The 18872-nt window shown below is 41.3% G+C and carries 16 protein-coding genes; 6 read left to right on the top strand and 10 right to left on the bottom strand.

Going from position 1 to position 18872, the window contains the following annotated elements; all coding sequences use genetic code 11:
* The first annotated feature begins 139 nt into the window (after nt 1-139).
* The gene (locus PL11201_RS06375; protein ID WP_079677738.1) at nt 140-514 is read left to right on the top strand and encodes a hypothetical protein; all 375 of its coding nucleotides are present in this window, start codon (nt 140-142) and stop codon (nt 512-514) included.
* 98 nt (nt 515-612) lie between these two features.
* Here the strand turns inward: PL11201_RS06375 and cobD are convergent, their stop codons facing one another.
* From cobD to pilM, 6 genes are all read right to left on the bottom strand, one after another.
* Entirely contained in the window at nt 613-1725 is a 1113-nt protein-coding gene (cobD, locus tag PL11201_RS06370) for a threonine-phosphate decarboxylase CobD (protein ID WP_079677737.1), read from the bottom strand.
* A 9-nt stretch (nt 1726-1734) separates the two neighbouring features.
* Nucleotides 1735-2040 carry an HU family DNA-binding protein gene (locus tag PL11201_RS06365; RefSeq protein WP_026795206.1) on the bottom strand — a complete coding sequence of 102 codons (306 nt, stop codon included), beginning with the start codon at nt 2038-2040 and terminating at the stop codon, nt 1735-1737.
* Nucleotides 2041-2270: 230 nt separating this feature from the next.
* Nucleotides 2271-4616 (bottom strand): AMIN domain-containing protein, encoded by a 2346-nt coding sequence (locus PL11201_RS06360; RefSeq protein WP_079677736.1) that lies wholly within the window; start codon nt 4614-4616, stop codon nt 2271-2273.
* Between the two features lie 122 nt (nt 4617-4738).
* A complete protein-coding gene (locus tag PL11201_RS06355; RefSeq protein WP_079677735.1) occupies nt 4739-5518 on the bottom strand; it encodes a pilus assembly protein PilO in 780 nt (259 codons plus the stop codon).
* Complete coding sequence (locus tag PL11201_RS06350) at nt 5515-6363, bottom strand: PilN domain-containing protein (RefSeq protein WP_079677734.1); 849 nt, start codon at nt 6361-6363, stop codon at nt 5515-5517. Before PL11201_RS06350 ends, PL11201_RS06355 begins: the two co-directional genes overlap by 4 nt.
* Before the next feature lie 44 nt (nt 6364-6407).
* Nucleotides 6408-7499, bottom strand: a complete 1092-nt coding sequence (gene pilM, locus PL11201_RS06345; protein WP_079677733.1) for a type IV pilus biogenesis protein PilM — start codon at nt 7497-7499, stop codon at nt 6408-6410.
* Nucleotides 7500-7685: 186 nt separating this feature from the next.
* Here pilM and PL11201_RS06340 point away from each other — a divergent pair, with 186 nt between their 5' ends.
* Both PL11201_RS06340 and PL11201_RS06335 read left to right on the top strand, forming a co-directional pair.
* Complete coding sequence (locus tag PL11201_RS06340; protein WP_079677982.1) at nt 7686-8993, top strand: ABC transporter substrate-binding protein; 1308 nt, start codon at nt 7686-7688, stop codon at nt 8991-8993.
* A 233-nt stretch (nt 8994-9226) separates the two neighbouring features.
* Nucleotides 9227-10111, top strand: a complete 885-nt coding sequence (locus tag PL11201_RS06335; RefSeq protein WP_079677981.1) for a PhzF family phenazine biosynthesis protein — start codon at nt 9227-9229, stop codon at nt 10109-10111.
* Nucleotides 10112-10113: 2 nt separating this feature from the next.
* On the opposite strand, the gene PL11201_RS06330 is transcribed toward PL11201_RS06335, so the two are convergent.
* Nucleotides 10114-10554 carry a hypothetical protein gene (locus tag PL11201_RS06330; RefSeq protein WP_234996626.1) on the bottom strand — a complete coding sequence of 147 codons (441 nt, stop codon included), beginning with the start codon at nt 10552-10554 and terminating at the stop codon, nt 10114-10116.
* A gap of 50 nt (nt 10555-10604) precedes the next feature.
* Between PL11201_RS06330 and petN the strand changes: the two genes are divergently transcribed.
* Complete coding sequence (petN, locus tag PL11201_RS27290) at nt 10605-10694, top strand: cytochrome b6-f complex subunit PetN (protein ID WP_071782645.1); 90 nt, start codon at nt 10605-10607, stop codon at nt 10692-10694.
* 65 nt (nt 10695-10759) lie between these two features.
* Here the strand turns inward: petN and PL11201_RS06320 are convergent, their stop codons facing one another.
* Nucleotides 10760-11500, bottom strand: a complete 741-nt coding sequence (locus PL11201_RS06320; RefSeq protein WP_079677731.1) for a Uma2 family endonuclease — start codon at nt 11498-11500, stop codon at nt 10760-10762.
* A gap of 119 nt (nt 11501-11619) precedes the next feature.
* Here PL11201_RS06320 and PL11201_RS06315 point away from each other — a divergent pair, with 119 nt between their 5' ends.
* Complete coding sequence (locus tag PL11201_RS06315) at nt 11620-15396, top strand: hypothetical protein (RefSeq protein WP_079677730.1); 3777 nt, start codon at nt 11620-11622, stop codon at nt 15394-15396.
* A 29-nt stretch (nt 15397-15425) separates the two neighbouring features.
* Here PL11201_RS06315 and PL11201_RS06310 read toward each other — a convergent pair whose 3' ends face one another.
* Nucleotides 15426-17075, bottom strand: a complete 1650-nt coding sequence (locus tag PL11201_RS06310; RefSeq protein ID WP_079677729.1) for a Ppx/GppA phosphatase family protein — start codon at nt 17073-17075, stop codon at nt 15426-15428.
* Between the two features lie 103 nt (nt 17076-17178).
* On the opposite strand from PL11201_RS06310, the gene PL11201_RS06305 reads away from it, so the two are divergent.
* On the top strand, nt 17179-18060 hold the full coding sequence (locus PL11201_RS06305) for a 4-hydroxybenzoate solanesyltransferase (RefSeq protein WP_079677728.1): 882 nt from the start codon (nt 17179-17181) through the stop codon (nt 18058-18060).
* 196 nt (nt 18061-18256) lie between these two features.
* On the opposite strand, the gene PL11201_RS06300 is transcribed toward PL11201_RS06305, so the two are convergent.
* Nucleotides 18257-18742, bottom strand: a complete 486-nt coding sequence (locus tag PL11201_RS06300) for a hypothetical protein (RefSeq protein WP_079677727.1) — start codon at nt 18740-18742, stop codon at nt 18257-18259.
* Nucleotides 18743-18872 lie beyond the last annotated feature (130 nt).

The raw sequence follows: 18872 nt of genomic DNA, 5'->3' as shown, positions 1-18872 counted from the left end.
AAAATTTTTCTGCCTATTAATCCCCCCAACCCTTCATCAATGTTAGGGGGGAATATTTATGTTAAATTTTCAGAAAAATAGCTACAATTATAGAAATCTAAGTTTTTATAGTTATTTTTGAAATTGTGAGGTTGTGATCATGCAATTTAAAGCCTTAAAATCGGTTCTGGGAATCTGCTCCTCTGCTGTTGTGGCCGTCGGGATGGGAGTTTGTGGGTTCACTTCCACCAGTCTAGCTCAATCCACTTCCGCTACCCCTTTACAACAATTTCAACGTTCTGATAACCCAGACCCCCTGAGTGGTGAAAATAGTGGGAGAACAATGTTAGATATTATTCATAATTCTCGGTTGGGGGGATTTAATGTTGATTATGAAGCAGTAGGAAATAAACAGCGCCAAAATATTCAAGATGCGGCGACTCAATTTCGGGAAAAACAACGCTTACTCCTCCAAGAACCTGAAGTTACCGAAGCTTTGACTAACCCTACTAACCCTGTAGAGGTTAAACCATAAATCAGTTATCAGTTGTAGGGGCGGGTTCATCGAGATGCGCGGTGATTAACAAAGATCTAAAAGAACCCGCCCCTACCAGTTATCAGTGTAAGAGTCAATTAATTGACGAATAAATCACCATTACCCATTACCCATTTTAACGCCTCAATTAACCTTTGATTTTCGGCTTCAGTTCTAATTGCCACTCGGAAATAGCGATCGCCCAAACTGGGAAAACTTAAACAATCTCGAATTAGAATTCGATGTTTTTTTAATAGATTGAATTGTAGTTGAGAAACCGAAAAATTAGATTCTACTAAAATAAAATTAGCGGCACCTGGATAGGGTTTTAATCCCGATATATTAGCTAAATTATGATATAATTGGGGACGGGATTCTTCTAACCAATTCCAGGTTTGTTGTTGAAATTTATCATCTTGTAAAACAGCAATTCCCGCCGCCACCGCCAAACTATTCACCGGCCAAGGATCGCGCCACCGTTGCCATTTTTTTAAGCGTTGGGGATGGGCGATCGCATATCCTAAACGCAGTCCGGGTAAACTATAGAATTTGGTTAGCGATCGCAAAATCACTAAATTTTCGTATTCCTTAACCCAAGATACTAAACTTTGCTGTTGAGTGGGCAGTAAAAAATCCATAAATGCCTCATCCACCACCACCAGAGCAAACTGTTTTAAGGATTCCAATAACATCTGGGAAGCAAACAGTTTTCCGGTGGGATTATGGGGATTATTTAATAATAACCCCGAGTTAGAACTCAAGGGTTGAGGCATAGAGAAATCCCACCCACCAGAAGCCATCGAAAGCGGACATTCGATCACATTCCCCTCAAAAGCCTGGAGTGAGCGCCCATAGTCCCCAAAGGCAGGAGTCAGTAAATAGGTCGCATCTAATGCTGCCAGTTCCCGTCCTGCCCAGGTGAGTAACTCTGCCGCCCCATTGCCGGGTAAAATCCAATCTGCCCCTAGGAAGTTCGATCCGGTTTCGCGGTTGATCTGAGTGGCGATCACTTGCCTCAACTGTCCATAATCAGGATTAGGATAGGCTTTTAAATCCCTCAAATGGTCTTGAATTGCCGCCAGAGCCGACGCAGGCGGCCCCCAAGGATTAATACTGGCGGAAAAATCCAGAATATCCAAGGGAGAGCAGTCGGCCACGGTCGCAGCCCAAATCAAGTTTCCGCCATGACGGGGTGAATGGGTTGCTTCCACGCCTAGAAATTAGTCCTCATCACTGTCTGGCTCTGCTTTGGTATTAGCCACTTTTTCCTTGAATAATTTACCCGATGAAAAAGCCGGGACTTTGGTGGCTGGAATTTCCATTTTTTCCCCAGTTTTCGGGTTACGACCCTCCCGGGCTTTGCGTTCGCGGGACTCAAAGGAACCAAAGCCAACCAGTGTCACTTTGTCGTCATTGGAAACTGCTTCCATGATGGTTTCTAAAGCTGCCGTTAACACCGCATCAGCTTGTTTTTTGGTTACACTGGCCCGTTCTGCTACGGCGTCCACTAATTCACCTTTGTTCATTTGAGTTTTTACTCCTTAAAATTGGCATGAAGCAATCAATAGTATAGCTGTTGGCTGTTAACTGATAAGAACGAAGTGACCAATCATTGTCAACTTAAAGCGATCAGTAAGCTAGAAATTTGAGTTGAAATTAGGTTTTGCCCCTCCTAGCCCCCTGTTGGTAAGAAGTTGTAGGGGCGGGGTCTTCCCGCCCAACTCTTAAGGGGGGCAAAAAGGTCTGTATTACTGATTTATCGTTTTTGCATCATCCGTAAGGCATCGGGACTGGCGTTATATTGATAACCGTAGGGAGCGCGATCGCTGTCATCCAATATTTGAGGCGTGACCAACACAATCACTTCCGCCCTTGTATTCTGCTTATTGGTTCTGCGGAATAATGAACCCACAATGGGTAAGTCCCCTAACAGGGGAATTTTGCTAACCGTAGCCCGTTCATTTTCCTGAATAATCCCCGATAAAATTAAGGTCTGACCATCGCGCAAACGGATTAAACCAGATTCGACAGTCCGGCTGAGAATCTGCCGGGCGAAATCACCACCACCAGCATTGACTTGATCTCCAGGGGCACTCACAGTGGGGTTAATTCGCAGGGAAACAAAGCCGTTATCATCAATCCGTTCCACGTTAACATCCAGGGTTAAACCCACATTTTGAAAGGTAAAGTTTTTGTTGTCCCTTGTGCCGGAAACCGTGTCTGTAAAGGTTGTTGTAACTGATTTAACAATTTCTTCAACTAAAGCCACTTTTGCGGTTTCACCCTCCTGAACCACTAAGGTCGGATCGGTGAGAATCTTAGCATTACCACTGATAATTTGAGCGGTTAAAGTGGATAAGAACTTGCGGGGATACTGGAAGAAGGGAAAAACGCTATTCGTAACTGTACCTAAAGCTGTCACTGCTCCAGTTGCTAAATCTCGGGTGTAAGGGTCATACGCAGAAATCCCGATTTGACCCGGACGGGAAGTTACGGGTGCTATTGGGTCTAAACCAACGCCCCCTCCGGGTGCTGTTAAAGGAGTTGTAGACAATGCGTTAGGATTATAAAAAGGGCTCTGACTATCTAAAAGTTGACCATCGCTGGTTCGGTTCCGAATAATCGGTCGGGCATTAATCCCACTGGTTGCGGTTGTCCCACTGGGGGGATTATATCCACCAAAATTAACTGATGCGGCACCGCCATCATTGACAAAGAAGGTGTCGTTAACCCCAAAGGAGAAACTGCTACTGGCGGCTTCTTCTCCACTTAAATTAACGTCAACGACTTTAACGTTAACGGCGACTTGACGCTGACGTAAATCCATCTGTGTCAACATCGCCACGGCGGTTTCTACTAGGTGCGCCTGGCCAACGAGGGTGATAGAATTGAGTCGGTCATCGGTAGAGATGGATAATCCTCTGAGCACCAGGGGACTATCGGACTCTTTAGCCGCTAAGGATGTAATTGCAGGTGTTCTGGTCTCAACATCTCTTGAATTAATCCCGGTTCCCACCTGCTCAATACGGACTTGATCGACCTGAATTTGAGTTCCTGCCCCTTGACTACTCAAAAAACCGGCTGCGGTTTTGGCAGGAACCTGATTCAGTCTGAGACTGCGAACTACGACATCACTAGCAGCAGTAGGCAGTTTAACCCCAACAAAAATCGTATTCCCGACACGATTTGCTTGTAATCCACTTAAACGTAAAACATAGTTAAACACATCTTCAACGGATTCATTTTCAATGTCTAAGGATATTTTTCGTCCTAGGATTTGTTTTTCTTCCTTCTCATCATTGGGGGCTCGGAAGTCACCACTTGCGGAATCTTTGATTAAATTACTGATTGCTAAATTCAGTCCAGCAGTTCTCGCTAATAATGCTAAGACATCACTCACCGGGGCATCTCGTAATACTAAGCGGGGAATCCGTTGATTGGTATTGAGTCGAATCGTTGGGACTCCGGCGTTAATATTAGAAACGGCTATATCACCCAAGGGTGGGGCAACAGCCTGGGAGAGGAAAGGAGGAGCCGCATCGGAAGGGCGAATCCCACTCTGGGGAGCATTACGGCCCTCAATGGTAATTTGAGGATCGGGAACTAATACCGGTTGAGGGCTTCTGGCTGGGGGGTTAGAAGCGGTCGGTGGGGGTGCTACTGGGGGAGCTTGATTCGGTACTTGAGCCACGGCACCCCCAGACGCACCCATACTAATCACAATCCCTTCGTTAGCCCCTTGCATAATTCGGGCTTCGGGGGGACTATTCACTCCACTGACAATCACCCGCACACTGGTAGAATCGAGTTGGGTCACCACCACCGAAGCAATCCCGGGGATAGGATTATTTTGTTGAAAGTTTTGTTTTTGGGCCGGAAGTTGGGTATTGATAATATCGGCTACAAAATCATTGCCCCGTCTGACCACAAAAACTTCCGGTCTTTCTCCACTTTTAGTTACTAATATTAGAGCGACTTCCCCGTTCATTTCCACCAGTCGGATATCCTGGACTTGAGTTTGGGCAAATGCCGGGGTTGGTGCCACAATGGCGATCGCAGCACCAGTTAAAATTCCTGTACCAATTCTTTGAAAATGTTTCACGTTTGCTCCTCAACACAATATCTAAATTTTGGGTGTTAGTTTAACAGCCCACGCTTGAAGGCCTCAACCCATTAATCCCTAATATCCTGACACCTTACAACACCTTGGGCCAGAAGTTCCAACTATTTAGGAGGTTCAGCAGCAGCCGCCGCAGCCGCTTTCACTTCTTCTTGACTCAAGGGGAGTAACACCTGCAACTCAAAACTACTTTTTAGCTGTCGTTGCGGTTGATTTGGAGAGGGAACAAATTTCCCTTGTCGATATTCTCCCTCAATCACTGAAGTTTGATCTCCTAATTGAGATTTTAAGCCTCTGACTACTAACAGAGGTTGTAGTCTTTCTAATGCTACTAAAAACTGGCGAGTTTGCTCAAAACTGCCTGTTAACTCGACTTCATACCTCCTTCTTCTGAGTTTGCCATTTACCTCTGGCCCCAGGGTACTATCATTAACAATCTCATCCTCTGGTTTTTCGATGGGAATGGGTTTAAACTGATTGAGTTGGGCTCGTTTGCGATCATCAATGATCCCAGCGTTAATTTTATCAATCTGTTCATTAATATCAAATAACAGGGTTTCTAAACTGGCATCATTGGCAAATAAAGCTGTAACTGTAGCTCGACGAGTTTTAGCATCGGCTAATTCTTTTTTAGCCTTATCCTTTTCGCGCAAACGCTGATCTTGTTTCTCAATTTCGTCTTGTTTAGTTTTAATATCTTCCCGCAGAGTTTGTCCTGTGGTTAAGGTGGGAAGCACTAATTTATAAATTAAGAAACCAGCGAGGAGTACACCGAGAACTCCTGCACCAATCCCCATAACTTTTGGCGTTAGGGCAACACCAAAGATAACTGGCCCACCGCCTTCGCCCTCAACATCTTGAATAAATTCATTGGCTACGGTCATTGCTTGATGACTCCTTTTTCCTGAAGGGTTTTAATCCGATTTACCAATCCTAAAGCCCCTTTACTTTGAAGCTCAGGTAACAACTCGGAAGCGGTGGCTCGACTGAGATTTGTTTCAATCGTATATTTGACCACCGATTGTAACTGGGGTTTAAGATTCTCCCCGTCCTTACTAGCAAGTTTAGACACAAGTTGAGTAGGATTGTCTTCTAATTTAGCCGAAATCAATTTGGTTTTTTCCCCATTAAAGAAGGGGGATTGATTCAGTAATAATACAAAGTCATTAATTTGGGTAAAAGAGTTAGCCACTCCTGAAATTTCTAGTTTAGCGGTTGCTGGTTCTGATGCTGGGGGCGGAGCCGCGGCTTGAGCGTCGGCGGGGGCTGCTGCGGGTGTGGCTGCTGCTGCGGGTGCGGCTGCTGCTGGGGCGATTTCGGGTTCGGTTTGTTTAACATCAACAATTCTCACCCCGGCGATCTGCATCAGTTGTCCTAATTCTAGGCTGAGGGCTGACCAGGGTTTAATCTGATTAAATACGGTGGCTAGGGCATCCGCTTCCTGATTGGCTTTAGCAGTTTGGGCATTAATTTGATCTAAGGCTTGTACCTCCGATGTTTTTGTTCCCAAGGTGGCAACCAGGGTATCGAGTTCCCGTTGTAAATCGGCATTTTGTCGATCAAAAACAAACCAAGCTCCACCAATGATGGCATTCAGGGCTAAAGCTGCCCCGACCCCGATTAAAATAGGGGTCTGGTCAACCTTCTCGGTGGTACTCACCTGTCGTCGAACTTCCCGTTCTAATAGATCGGGTCGATCATTCAAAAAGTTGATCTCTAAGTTATACATAATCAGTTGAAGTATTGACGGTTTATGGCCGAGTGATCCCGGATTTAGGTCATTCGCATTCCCAAACCTAATGCCACTCCTAAACTAGCACGTTGTTCTAGGGGAATTTCCCGCTCAAAGGTAAGGGCGAGGGATTCAATCGGGTCAACTTGGGTGGCGGGCATGGCTAACCTTTGCATGAAAAACTCATCGAGTTGTCCAATAGCAGCACCTGGGCCAGTTAATAGTAACTGGGCCATTTCTAAGCCATCACTTTGATTAATATAAAAATCAACGGAACGACGCAGTTCATCGGCTAATTCTGCGAAAACCTTAATGATGGCATTGGTTCCAGGATTGGGATCATTTAATGCTCCCATTGTATCAGTCACCGGAAGGGTCATGGCTTGTAATTCGCTGACATCCCTCGTTGGAGGTAAATTCATCGCACTGTTTAAGGCACTTTGCACTTGGAATAGGCCAATGGGAATGGTGCGGTTAAACTGGGGAATGCCATCGACCACGATCGCTAATTCTGTACTATCAAATTGAATATCAGCAATAATGGCGGCTTCGGTGGAGGAAAATTGCTCAAGTTGGTGTTTTAGGGTACGAATCAGAGAAAAACTACTCACCTCTAATACCGTTACTTTTAAACCCGCTTGAGCAAAGGTTTCTACATAGGTATCCGTCACTTCTTTGCGGGCTGCGACTAATAAAACCTGTACTTTTTCGATGCCATCCTCATCCACAAACCGCCCTAATTTTTGATAATCGACATCTCCTTCTTCCCGGGGAAAGGGCAGGTACAGTCCCGACTCGGCGTTCATGTAGTCTTTGAGTTCGTCGTCGTTGAGTTCAGCCGGAACCGGAATAATCCGGGTTACGGCTTCCCGTCCGGGGATGGCTGTGCCAACGGTCTTAGCTTTGATATTGTTATCGGTGACGGTTGCCTGAATTAACTCAGCCATGGCTGGGGTATCGACAATTTGACCATCTTGGACAATCCCCTCGGGAACTGGAGTAATCGCTAAGGTGACTAACTTTAATTGGTTGCCTTTTTTCCTCAGTTCGACGAGATTAATTCGTTCCGTGGATAACTCGATGCCAATTCCCGGCTTGCGCTTGGAAAACAGTCCTTTTAATAGACTAACCATATTTTTAGTTTGAGTGATCGATCCGAGTAAACAGGTACAATTATTTTTCCCTATGTTACCCTGTTTTTTTGATCAATACCTGGGATTTTTTGACTGTATAAGTCACCACAAAGACACAAATACACGAAGGAAGATATAAGATGTAGTTTAACAAAATTTATCTGGTTTAGTTAATTTATGAATAAAATGCAACAATTAAAATCTTGGAAACGGTTTGGTTTGTTATTGGTTTTAGGGTTATGTTTAAGTTGGGGAGTTAGTTGTTCCAGCCCTTCTTCTACTTCTCAAAATGGCAAGCAGGAAGTTGAGTTTTGGACAATGCAACTTCAACCACAATTTACGGATTATTTTAATCAATTAATTGCTAATTTTGAAGCGGAAAATCCAGATATTAAGGTGAAGTGGGTTGATATTCCTTGGTCTGCCATGGAAAGTAAGGTGCTGGCGGCGGTAGCGGCGAAAACGGCTGCTGATGTGATTAATTTAAATCCTGATTTTGCTGCCTTACTTGCAGGACGGAATGCCTGGTTAAATTTGAATGAAATGGTTCCTGAAACGGTGCAATCTCAATATTTACCGAATATTTGGCAGGCTAATAAAATTGATGTTTGTCCGAATAATAAATGTGAAACTGTTACCTTTGGGATTCCTTGGTATTTAACAACTCAAATTACCATTTATAATCAACAATTGTTGCAACAGGCGGGAGTCACTCAACCGCCCAAAACCTATAAAGAACTAGCACAAATCGCAGAAAAAGTCAAGGAAAAAACGGGAAAATATGCGTTTTTTGTCTCTTTTGTGCCGGAAGATTCTGCCCAGATTTTACAATCTTTGGTGCAGATGGGAGTGGTATTACTGGACAAAAATGGGAAAGCAGCTTTTAATACTCCCGAGGGAAAAGCTGCTTTTGAATATTGGGTTAATTTATATCAAAAAGACTTACTTCCCAAGGAAGTTTTGACCCAAGGACATCGCCGGGCAATTGAATTATATCAGGCCGGAGAAATAGCTTTATTAGCCTCGGGGCCACAGTTTTTAAAAGCTATTAGTCAAAACGCCCCTACGGTTGCTCAAGTTTCTATTCCCGCTCCTCAAATTACTGGAGATACGAGGAAAACCACGGTGGCGGTCATGAATTTAGTTATGCCCAGATCTACGAATGTTCCTGAACAATCTTTAAAGTTTGCTTTGTTTGTAACTAATAGTACCAATCAACTGGCTTTTGCGAAAGCTGCTAATGTTTTACCTTCAATTCAAGAAGCTCTTAAAGATAGTTATTTTACCACCCTTCCTGCTAATTCAACGGTAGCAGATCAAGCCCGTTTAATTAGTGCAGAAGAACTCAAAAATGCCCAGGTTTTGATTCCCCCGAAAAAAGATATTAAACAGTTGCAAAAAATTATCTATGATAATTTACAAGCGGCAATGTTGAATCAAAAAACGGTTGATCAAGCGATCGCAGATGCAGAAAAAACTTGGAATGAACGATAATAGTTTATGATTGTGCCGTTGTTGTGCTTTAGCACTCTTTCCTAATCGCTAAAATCCCGAACACCAGAACAGGAAACACCGGATAATATGGCTGTTTTATATCAGTTGTAAATTAACGCAATATAAAGTAAGGGCGGGTTTAGAAAGGATATCTGTGAGGATCAGAAATTTGCATGGAACCCGCCCCTACATATCCAGCAAAAGCATTCCCTATTCCATCAATTACAAATTTTATGAAATTCTCAATTGTTGATGTTTTTGCCGAAACCCAATATACCGGAAATCAATTAGCGGTGATTTGGGGGGAAGGAGTAGAGCGATTATCTGATCAAGAAATGCTCAAAATTGCTCAAGAAATGAATTATTCAGAAACCACATTTATTGGTGCTTCTGAACCTAAAAATGGGGGGTATCCTGTGCGAATTTTTACCCCCAAAAAGGAATTACCTTTTGCGGGTCATCCTACTTTGGGAACTGCTTATATCATTGCAGAGGAGATAATTAAAGATTCTGTTAATCAGGTGATTTTAAATTTAGCGGTGGGTCAAATCCCGGTGACTTGGAAACCTGAAGCATCAGGAAAAAAAATGCTCTGGATGCGACAAAATTCTCCCGAGTTTACTAATAGTTATGATCATAAACTATTAGCCCCTGTTCTTAATTTAGAACCCTGTGATTTTGATACTAACTATCCCATTCAAGAGGTTTCTACCGGGATTCCGTTTATTATTGTTCCGTTAAAAACTCAGTCTGCATTAAGAAAAGCCAAGGTTGATTTGGAATGTTATACTGAGTTGATTAAGATCACAACAGCCCAGGAAATTTTTCTATTTTGTCCTGAAACCCATCATCCCGAAAATCAGTTATGTGCTAGAATGTTTGCCCCCGCTTTAGGAATTACAGAAGATCCGGCAACGGGAAGTGCTAATGGTTGTTTGGCTGGATATCTGTCAAATTATCATTATTTTGGTTCCGATCAAGTTAATATTAGGGTAGAACAAGGATATGAAATTGATCGTCCTTCTTTGCTTTTATTAAAAGCTGAAAAAATAGGAGATTTAATTCAAGTGGAAGTGGGGGGAAATGTGATCAAAGTTGCAGAAGGAATTTTGGTTTAAGATTAATTAAAAGGTTTGACCCAACCTTTTTGTAACGCCATATCTAAAATCAATCCGGCTATTCCAAATAATAATAAACTTTCTCCCCCAAACCGGGCTATTTGTGCGAGGGAAGTTGGGGTATGGAGTTGAATTTCTAGTCCCGCGAGGGCGCGTACCAGTCCAAAGGCAAAAATACCCCCCAATTTTAACTGGGGGTTATCGTCTCGGCGAATAATATAGCGATAGGTGACTCCAAACAAAAACCCGCTAAACCCGGCTAGAGGGGTCGAAAATAGGAGATTAATGGATGTGTCCCCCAACCAGAGGTTAACCCAACTCAGGACAAGATGGCTTAGTCCCACACAAAAACCTGCCAGAAGACCCCCCTTTAGGGATTCTAACCGTTCGGTAGCCGTAAAATTTGAGGAGGAGTTAGGGTTCATGCGATCGCTCCATTTCAAGTTATGATCTACGGTAGAGTTATTTTGCCACGTTTTTTTAATACATCACTATGGATATTGTGTCACTGGGTTGGGTTTCGCTGTTAGTGCTATTTACTTTTTCGATTTCCATGGTTGTTTGGGCGCGTAACGGATTCTAACAAAGATTGCGGTCAAACCCACAAAAACCTGTAGAGACGTGCCACGGCGCGTCTCTCTGTTTTAATTATTCGGGCAAATCCCCATATTGCTGTCGATAACGTTGCAATATTGCCTCTAGTTCTTCAACTTTTTGCTGTTTCTGTTCTATTTGTTCTGTGGGTGTCGGTATCCAGTTCTGATTTTGATCATACCAACGCAGCCACAATCCCGCAATTTCTTGATAGCATCCCTGCCATAATCCTAAACCCAATTCTAATTCCGGCATCCAAACCCGCGAGTTGGAAACCGTGAGTTCCTGGTAGCGACTAGCACTATTTTGAAAGACCCGAAGTTGATGGGTATAGCGACTAAAAACTACATAATAGGGAATGCGTAAAATCCGTTCATAAACTTCCCATTTGGTCGGTGGTTGATTAATTTCTCGTAGGGTTTGACCTAAATCTTCCGCTTCTGTTCCTGGGGATAATAATTCAACAATCACAAATGGGTTGACTCCCTCCTGCCAAGTTACATAACTCAAGCGTAAATCTCGCTGTTCATACAACCGAGACACCCCAAGGACGGCAAACCAATCGGGACGTTTATACCAATTAAAATGGCGAGGGTCGTAATAGAGATTCAGGTCACTGGCAATAAAAACAGAGTCGGGGGAATAACTCGGGGGACGGAAAGTTATTCTTAATAATTCGGGTTGTAAATCGTGAAATTCGTCGGGCAAACCTGGTTCCTGCGGGTCTTCACTTTTTAGGTCATACATTGTCGGTAGGACTTCTTTCGGGGAACGTGGGGGGTCGGTTTGGTACATAGCAGACTGAATCAATACCTACAATTTAGTATATCATAATAGATACTTTAAAATACAAAAATAGCTTAAATTAAAGTCTACCCAGTTTTCTTTCCCCTACCCTATACCCGGTTTTGCCCATGTCTGTTTCAAAACCTTTAATTCGCATTTTAATTCAGGCGGATAGCACCAATCCCAGGTTATTAGAGGGGTTAGAAGTTTGGTTGAATTTGGGTTTATTATCCGATAGACAAGTTCGTCAAATTGGTGAACTTTATTTGAGTGACCCTTTACCTAAAAAGACGGTTACTTCTGCAAATAATCAACGGGTTTTGGCAGAAAAAATAACTCCAAAGCGTGTTGTTTCTAAATCACCCCAACCCGCTTGGCAATTTCCTACTTTTGCCACGGATTTAGTTGCATCCTTAAAGTCCGAGTTGAGTGTTCGTTGGCTATTATTTTTAGGATTATTTTTAGTCATTGTTTCCTCTGGAGTTTTAGCGGCGAGTCAGTGGGAAAAATTTCCCGCCACTGGACAATATTTGATTTTATTTGCCTATACTTTTGCTTTTTGGGGGGCGAGTTTATGGGGCGCTCAACAGTCCCGTTTACCCGTCACTGCTGAAGCCTTAAAATTAGTCACTTTATTATTAATTCCCTTGAATTTTTGGGCAATGGATGGGTTGAAGTTGTGGTCAGAGTCCTGGGGTTTATTAACCATTGCTATTGCTGCGGTAGCCCTCACTACTTTAACCGTAACTTTATATCGAAATCAAGGACAATTCCAACGCCGCTTTCTATTCAATCATTTAGGATTAAGTTATTTAAACTGGGGATGGCAAATTCCTGGATTTTCTCTCATTGCTGTTTATTTGGGGATTATTATTACGGGATTTTTAACCATTGCCAACCCTCCCCCTACTTCGTCCTCCCATCCTAACCCAAAGATTGATTTTAAAATTGTTGTTATTTATCTTTTAACTCTGCTTTTCGGACGGGCGATTTTTGTGGTTAATGTTGATATTAGTCAACTGGGATTAGCTTTGGGAATTTTTGCTGGATTTCTCTATATTTCTTCTTCATTAATTTTACATCGTTCTAGCTATTTTATTTTATTGTTTGGTTGGTTAGTAACTGTTTATATCCAACCTTGGCAGGGGTTTTTAGTGAGTGGAATTGGTGTGGGGATTTTCAGTAATCATTTATTAAAATATTGGCAACGGCGAGATTTGGCGGCAATATTTGGTTTTGGGTTATCAATGGTGGATTTAGTCGGTCGTTTAATTCCACGAGAATTAAGGAAAACTGCCATTAGCGTAGGGGTAGAAATATCCAGTTCTCAGGATTCTCCTTGGGCATTACTGAGTTTAACATGGTTTCCATATTTGATTTTTATGGTGATTGTAACCGATTGGATTTATCACCGTCCACAACGAAAGGTAGCCCATTTTGGAGATTTGCTGAGTTTAGGATTTGGTGCATTTTTAACCTATTTGTCTCTATTGAATCCGGCATTGCGATCGCTAAATCTATTAGCCTCAACTATTACTTTAGCAATTGTTATCAGTCGTCGTCAACCCCTAAAACCGATAGTTGTTTTGGCAACCCATATTTTGGGGTTAGTCACCTTTGCTAATCTGGTTTACTGGCAATTTCCCAACTTAATCCTAGAGGATTGGGCGATTATTTTATTAGTCTTAATGGTGGGTGAATTTATATTGTTTACGGTCAATAGTCCAGTGGCAACTGTTATCCGTAAAGATGCCTTAAACCTAGGAATATTATTATCGGGAATCAGTTATATTTTATTTTTAAATAACTTTGATTTTTCCACGCCCCATTCCTCAACAATGGCTTGGTTAATTACACCCCTAGGATTAACCTATGTCGCGACACAAACCAGAGAATCTCAACAAAAAAAAGCCGTTATTTTTAGTATAATAGCCTGTGGTTTAGTTCAGGTTTTAACCCTACCCCACCCTCAAATTCGTTTATGGAGTTTAGGCTTAACAACAGTATTCATGGTTGTTAATACTCAAGTTATTAAAACCCTATTTTCATCGGTTTTTACCGTGGGTTTAGGATTAGCTTTTTTATTCCTATCCGTCAAGGATTTGGTCACAATAGAAGGATGGTTAATGTTTTTAAGTTTAACCATCGCAGGATTATGGGTATTCCGTTTTATGTTATTCCGTTATGGTGTGACTCAATCCAATATTGTTAGACTTTATCAACAAGCATTTGATGGTTGGGCTATGACTTTTTTGGGATTTGAAATATCAATCATAACCCTTAATTCCTTTGGAGTTTTATTGTATAAAATCCCTAGAAACTTCACCCTAACTTCTACCTTAATTATTTTGATTGCAGCCTTGATTTTTCGAGGATTAGATTGGGAAAACCCTCGGAAAATAGCTAGGTCTGGATTCTCTCCTTGGATATTATATGGTTTAGCTTTGGCTGTAGAATTACTCATTGTTGAAATATTGATTTCTGGCAATCAATCTTTAGTTAGTTTGGCGGTTGCTAATATTATTTTAGGATTAACTACCCAACTATTCGGGGATTGGTGGCAACGTCATTATCAAATTGAAAAATTGCCTAATCCTTGGCAAATTATTCCAATTATTTACGGTATTTTAGCTATTGTTTTTCGAGTTCAAACCTCCGCTAACTGGACGGGATTAATTTCTCTAGCATTCGCCTTAATTTTAATTGGGATTGGCAGAAGAAATATTGAAGCTAAACCTCTAGTTTATTTAGGATTAATCGGGGTTTCTGTTTCTACCTATGAAATATTATTATATCAAATTAATTCCCAAACTTTAACAGAACAATGGATTGCTTTTGCCACATTAGGAACCAGTTTAATGTATGGTTACCGAATTCTCAGTCCCTGGTTAACAGGGTATTTACGAATTCCTGAAGCCGAAATTAAAAACATTGCCCATTTGCATTGGTTTATCAGTAGTATATTATTAGGTTTAGTGACTTTAATTCCCATTAACCCCCAATTTTTATTAACGATTGGAACTAGTGTATTATTAATTCGTTATGCCCTATTCCAAGGTCGCCATAATTCAAATTTAGATATAGCAGAAACTTGGGTTTATATTGGTTTAATCCAAGCAACAGGTTTAGTAATTTATCTACAGCATTTAGTCGATTTAAGTAACTTTTTGATTCCCTGGTCGGGGTCGTTAGTCTCAATTTTATCTTATTTCTTTTATATTCTTCCTTGGAATACTTGGGGATGGCCAGTTAGACCTTGGAAAAGAACAGCTATTATTCTCCCTGTAATCACCCTTATCGGTTCCCATTTTATTCTGCAACCAGAACAACAGTTAACTTGGTATTTTTCAGTAATCTTTGGAACTTTATTCTATATTATTTTAGCAAAATTTACTCAAAATATTCGGTTAACCTACCTAAGTTTAATCCTAATCAGTTTTACCTTTTATGATTGGCTAGGCTCAATAGATGATATATTTATTTTTACTCTCCCGATATCCTGCTCATTACTCTATTTTTCCCAGGTTGAACCCACTCTAAAATTAGAAGAAAATCGGAATTTACGTCATGGGTTACGGGTTTTGGGGACGGGTCTTTTATGTGGAACTTCCCTGGGTAATTTCCAAGGAACTGGAATTCTCCCAGGAATTTTAAGTTTAGTTACAATTTTTGTCGGACTAGGATTAAGAATTAGAGCTTTTCTCTATATTGGAACCGCAATATTTTTAATTGATATTGTAAATCAACTGATTATTCTTAATTCCGTTTATTCCTTTATCAAGTGGATAATTTTGTTTATTTTAGGGGTGATTTTAATGTGGATTGCAGCTAATTTTGAAACCCGTCGAGAACAGTTAATCACCCTTTGGAATAACTGGATAGCAGAATTAGAAACCTGGGAATAAGAATAGTAGAGACGTTGTATATAACGTCTCTACTGGGGGAATGTGGGGTTTGAATGATTGCTAGATTCTAATTTAGCTACTAACTTTAATCCATAGTTAATTTCAAAGGCTTCTTTTTTTAAATTCAAGCTCCACAATTCTAATGCACAATCATCATTAGCATGGGTCGGTTTTAACTTCAAATGAAACTCTCGGGTCATGGATTTATATTCACAAACCACTTGAGAGATAGCACCAATCATGCGTCTATCTAAGGCGACTGATAACCTTAATAAAGGATGCAATTGATCAATGACTTGTCGAAACCTTCGAGGTAAATTTTGATAGGATTCATGTTTCTTTTTAGCATTGCTCTTGCGATGGTATCGGGCTAAATTTGCGATCGCATCAATTTCCGTTTCCGTAAATCCTAATAACTCCCCATAACGAATTAAATAATAGGAATGTTTATGGTGGGCTGAATGACTAATATATAATCCACAATTATGCAGAATACTCGCCGCCCATAATAACTCCCGTTCGGCCAATCCCCAATTATGTAATAATCCCTTAGTCTGATCAAATAAACTTAAAGCAAAAGTCGCAACCCGTTGACTATGTTCTAAGTCAACTTGATATTTTTGAGCAATGTTTAAAACACTTCTTTCTCGAACAGAACTGCCATAATGTAAACGATCATCAATTAACCCATGGGTTAACATCCAATCTACAACTACTCCTTCCCTCAGACTCCGTTCACAGACCTTTAAAGACGGGATATTTAACAAGGTCATGGCTTCTTGTAAAATCAAGGCTCCGGCGACAATAATCTCCGCCCGACGGTCAGCCATACCCGGAATTTGTAATCGTTCTTGATAGGATAATTTGCGAATTCTATTGACAAATTCTCTTAATTCTTCTAAGGTTAATTCGTAGCCCCCCAAACGAGTCGGATCTATTCCTGATTTTTCCCTGGCTTTAATTGCCACTAAGGTTTCAATAGTTCCAGAAGTTCCGACTAAACGAGGAATTTCACCCGGTTGTAAATGGGAAGATAATTCGTCCACAACCCGTTCTAATGTTCCGCGAATATAGGCTTGTAAATACAAAAACTCCGTGCGACTAACGGGATCACTATGAACAAAATCCTTGGTTAATCGGACAGCACCGACTTTTGTACTACTTAAAAATCGAGGTTCCCAACCGTCCCCTAAAATTAATTCCGTAGACCCCCCACCAATATCAATAATAATATGGGGTTGGTTATTTAATTCCATCGCCGACAGCACCCCTAAATAGATGCGTCGGGCTTCTTCTTGACCGGAAATTAAACTAATTTCTAAGTTCAGTTCATCGGCGACTCGGCTAATAAATTCCCGACCATTGGGCGCTTCTCTAACTGCACTGGTGGCTACCGCCACAATTTGTTCAGCGTTAAAGGTTTTAGCCACACCTTGAAACCTTTTTAAACAAGCAATAGCTCGTTCCATTACCTCCGGTTTGAGATTGCCTTTTTCCTCACAATCTCCCAAACGAACGGTTTCTTTTTCCCGGGCAATAATCGTAAAGGTAGGCAATTGAGGTTGCACTTTCACCACAACCATGTGTAAAGAATTCGTGCCTAAATCAATGGCGGCTAGGATTCGATCTCGGTCGTCTGTGGGTTCATATCCTCTCACCAAAGGCATTGATGTGACCATAATTAGTCTCTAAAAAGCTACTGCTTTTAATTTTAAACCGAGGGCGGATCTATGTTACAAAATATTGTGAAGATTCAATTCAATTTTTTTGATTCAACCTGCAATGCTGACCCAATCTAATCCCCCCGAACCCACTTGGCAAACGATTATGCGGCTGTTGCGATGGGATAAACCCGCCGGACGTCTAATTTTGATGATTCCGGCATTGTGGGCAATTTTTCTGGCTACCCATGGCACACCGCCCCTAAGCCTAATTTTAATTATTGTCTTTGGAACTTTGGCCACCAGTGCGGCGGGCTGTGTGGTGAATGATTTATGGGATAGGGATATTGACCCCCAAGTCGAACGCACCCGTACCCGTCCCCTGGCTTCGAGGGCGTTAACGGTCAAAACGGCTATTGTGATCGCTTTGATTTCTTTTATTTGCGCGGCGGGACTGGCGGTCTATTTAAACCCCTTGAGTTTGGGTTTATCGGTCGCCGCAGTTCCAGTTATTATTGGTTATCCTTTGGCAAAACGAGTGTTTCCTGTGCCGCAATTAGTATTATCAATTGCTTGGGGATTTGCGGTATTAATTAGTTGGACGGCGGCGGTAGGAAATTTACAAACATCTACTTGGTTTTTATGGGGAGCCACGGTATTATGGACGTTGGGATTTGATACGGTTTATGCCATGAGCGATCGGGAAGATGATCAGCGTTTGGGTATTAATTCCAGTGCTATTTTTTTTGGAGATCAATCTGCGAATGCCGTGGGAATTTTGTTTTTAGGGACGGGAATATTATTGGGAATTTTAGGCTGGAATCTTCAATTAAACTGGGAATATTGGCTAACTCTAATCCTTTCTATTATACTATGGTCTAGGCAATATTTTCAACTGCTAAATCCCGATCTTCCTAAACCTATTTATGCTAAAATTTTTCGGAATAATGTGGGAATTGGTTTTATTTTATTAGGGGGAATGATTGGTGGGTTTTTACTTTAAAAACTTATCTAAACTAATCTATAATGCTCTGTAGGGGCAGGTTCGGTAAAAATCTATGCTTCCCACCCATAACCTTTCTAAACCTGCCCAACTTTCCTTACAAAATAAATCGGATTTCCACTATCTAACTCATGAATTAAAACATAAGCCTTGGTTCAGAAACCCGATTTCTATGAAAAATGATTCAATTTGGTGTTTAATCCAGAAATCCCATTAAAGTGAAGGGATCATCAACATCATTAGTGGCAATAGGACGGTTCATGATCATTGAAGTAATTTGTAAATGACTGACTTCAATGGGGCGATTAGCTAAAGCTCCCACCGCATCTTCTAAATGAATAAAGGCTACATTACTAGCACTATTCGCTTTAAAAATAGGACGTCTTGGTGACAGCATTCCTGAAATTTCAAGATGGCTATGTTCAATTGGACGATTCATAAATGTCGCCATTGAAGCGACTTGAATTTGAGTGGGTGCAGTATTGGCTTCAGAGCCTTTTTTTGCAGGTTTGTCCACAATATCTAACTTGGTTTCTTGGCTCATATTTGGGGTTGGTTCGTTTTCAACAGAATCTACTTTAAGCTGATCCGCTTCAGTTTTATTATCTTGATTTGAGTTTGCTGTTCCACTGGTTCGCTTCCCAGCATCCCCCCTTTTTGGTGTAGATGAGCTAACTGTCATGATAAATACCTAGTTTTTTTACAGGGTGAATTCTTGATTTATACTTAACCCTGTTATTAATTTCATCGCTGAAATTTCCCTAACCTTTGACTCAATTAAGGAGGGGTTAGGCATTAATTTTGGATTAAAG

Source organism: Planktothrix sp. PCC 11201 (assembly GCF_900009135.1).
Classification (GTDB): Bacteria; Cyanobacteriota; Cyanobacteriia; order Cyanobacteriales; family Microcoleaceae; genus Planktothrix.
Note: the sequence above shows the minus strand (reverse complement) of the source record. Positions and strands in the feature narration are given on the sequence as shown.

Excerpts from the sequence above, each read along its gene's own strand:
- PL11201_RS06375 (WP_079677738.1), top strand. The coding sequence starts at position 140 with ATGCAATTTAAAGCCTTAAAATCGGTTCTGGGAATCTGCTCCTCTGCT.
- PL11201_RS06365 (WP_026795206.1), bottom strand. The coding sequence starts at position 2,040 with ATGAACAAAGGTGAATTAGTGGACGCCGTAGCAGAACGGGCCAGTGTA.
- PL11201_RS06355 (WP_079677735.1), bottom strand. The coding sequence starts at position 5,518 with ATGACCGTAGCCAATGAATTTATTCAAGATGTTGAGGGCGAAGGCGGT.
- PL11201_RS06350 (WP_079677734.1), bottom strand. The coding sequence starts at position 6,363 with ATGTATAACTTAGAGATCAACTTTTTGAATGATCGACCCGATCTATTA.
- pilM (WP_079677733.1), bottom strand. The coding sequence starts at position 7,499 with ATGGTTAGTCTATTAAAAGGACTGTTTTCCAAGCGCAAGCCGGGAATT.
- PL11201_RS06340 (WP_079677982.1), top strand. The coding sequence starts at position 7,686 with ATGCAACAATTAAAATCTTGGAAACGGTTTGGTTTGTTATTGGTTTTA.
- PL11201_RS06335 (WP_079677981.1), top strand. The coding sequence starts at position 9,227 with ATGAAATTCTCAATTGTTGATGTTTTTGCCGAAACCCAATATACCGGA.
- petN (WP_071782645.1), top strand. The coding sequence starts at position 10,605 with ATGGATATTGTGTCACTGGGTTGGGTTTCGCTGTTAGTGCTATTTACT.
- PL11201_RS06320 (WP_079677731.1), bottom strand. The coding sequence starts at position 11,500 with ATGTACCAAACCGACCCCCCACGTTCCCCGAAAGAAGTCCTACCGACA.
- PL11201_RS06315 (WP_079677730.1), top strand. The coding sequence starts at position 11,620 with ATGTCTGTTTCAAAACCTTTAATTCGCATTTTAATTCAGGCGGATAGC.
- PL11201_RS06310 (WP_079677729.1), bottom strand. The coding sequence starts at position 17,075 with ATGGTCACATCAATGCCTTTGGTGAGAGGATATGAACCCACAGACGAC.
- PL11201_RS06305 (WP_079677728.1), top strand. The coding sequence starts at position 17,179 with ATGCTGACCCAATCTAATCCCCCCGAACCCACTTGGCAAACGATTATG.
- PL11201_RS06300 (WP_079677727.1), bottom strand. The coding sequence starts at position 18,742 with ATGACAGTTAGCTCATCTACACCAAAAAGGGGGGATGCTGGGAAGCGA.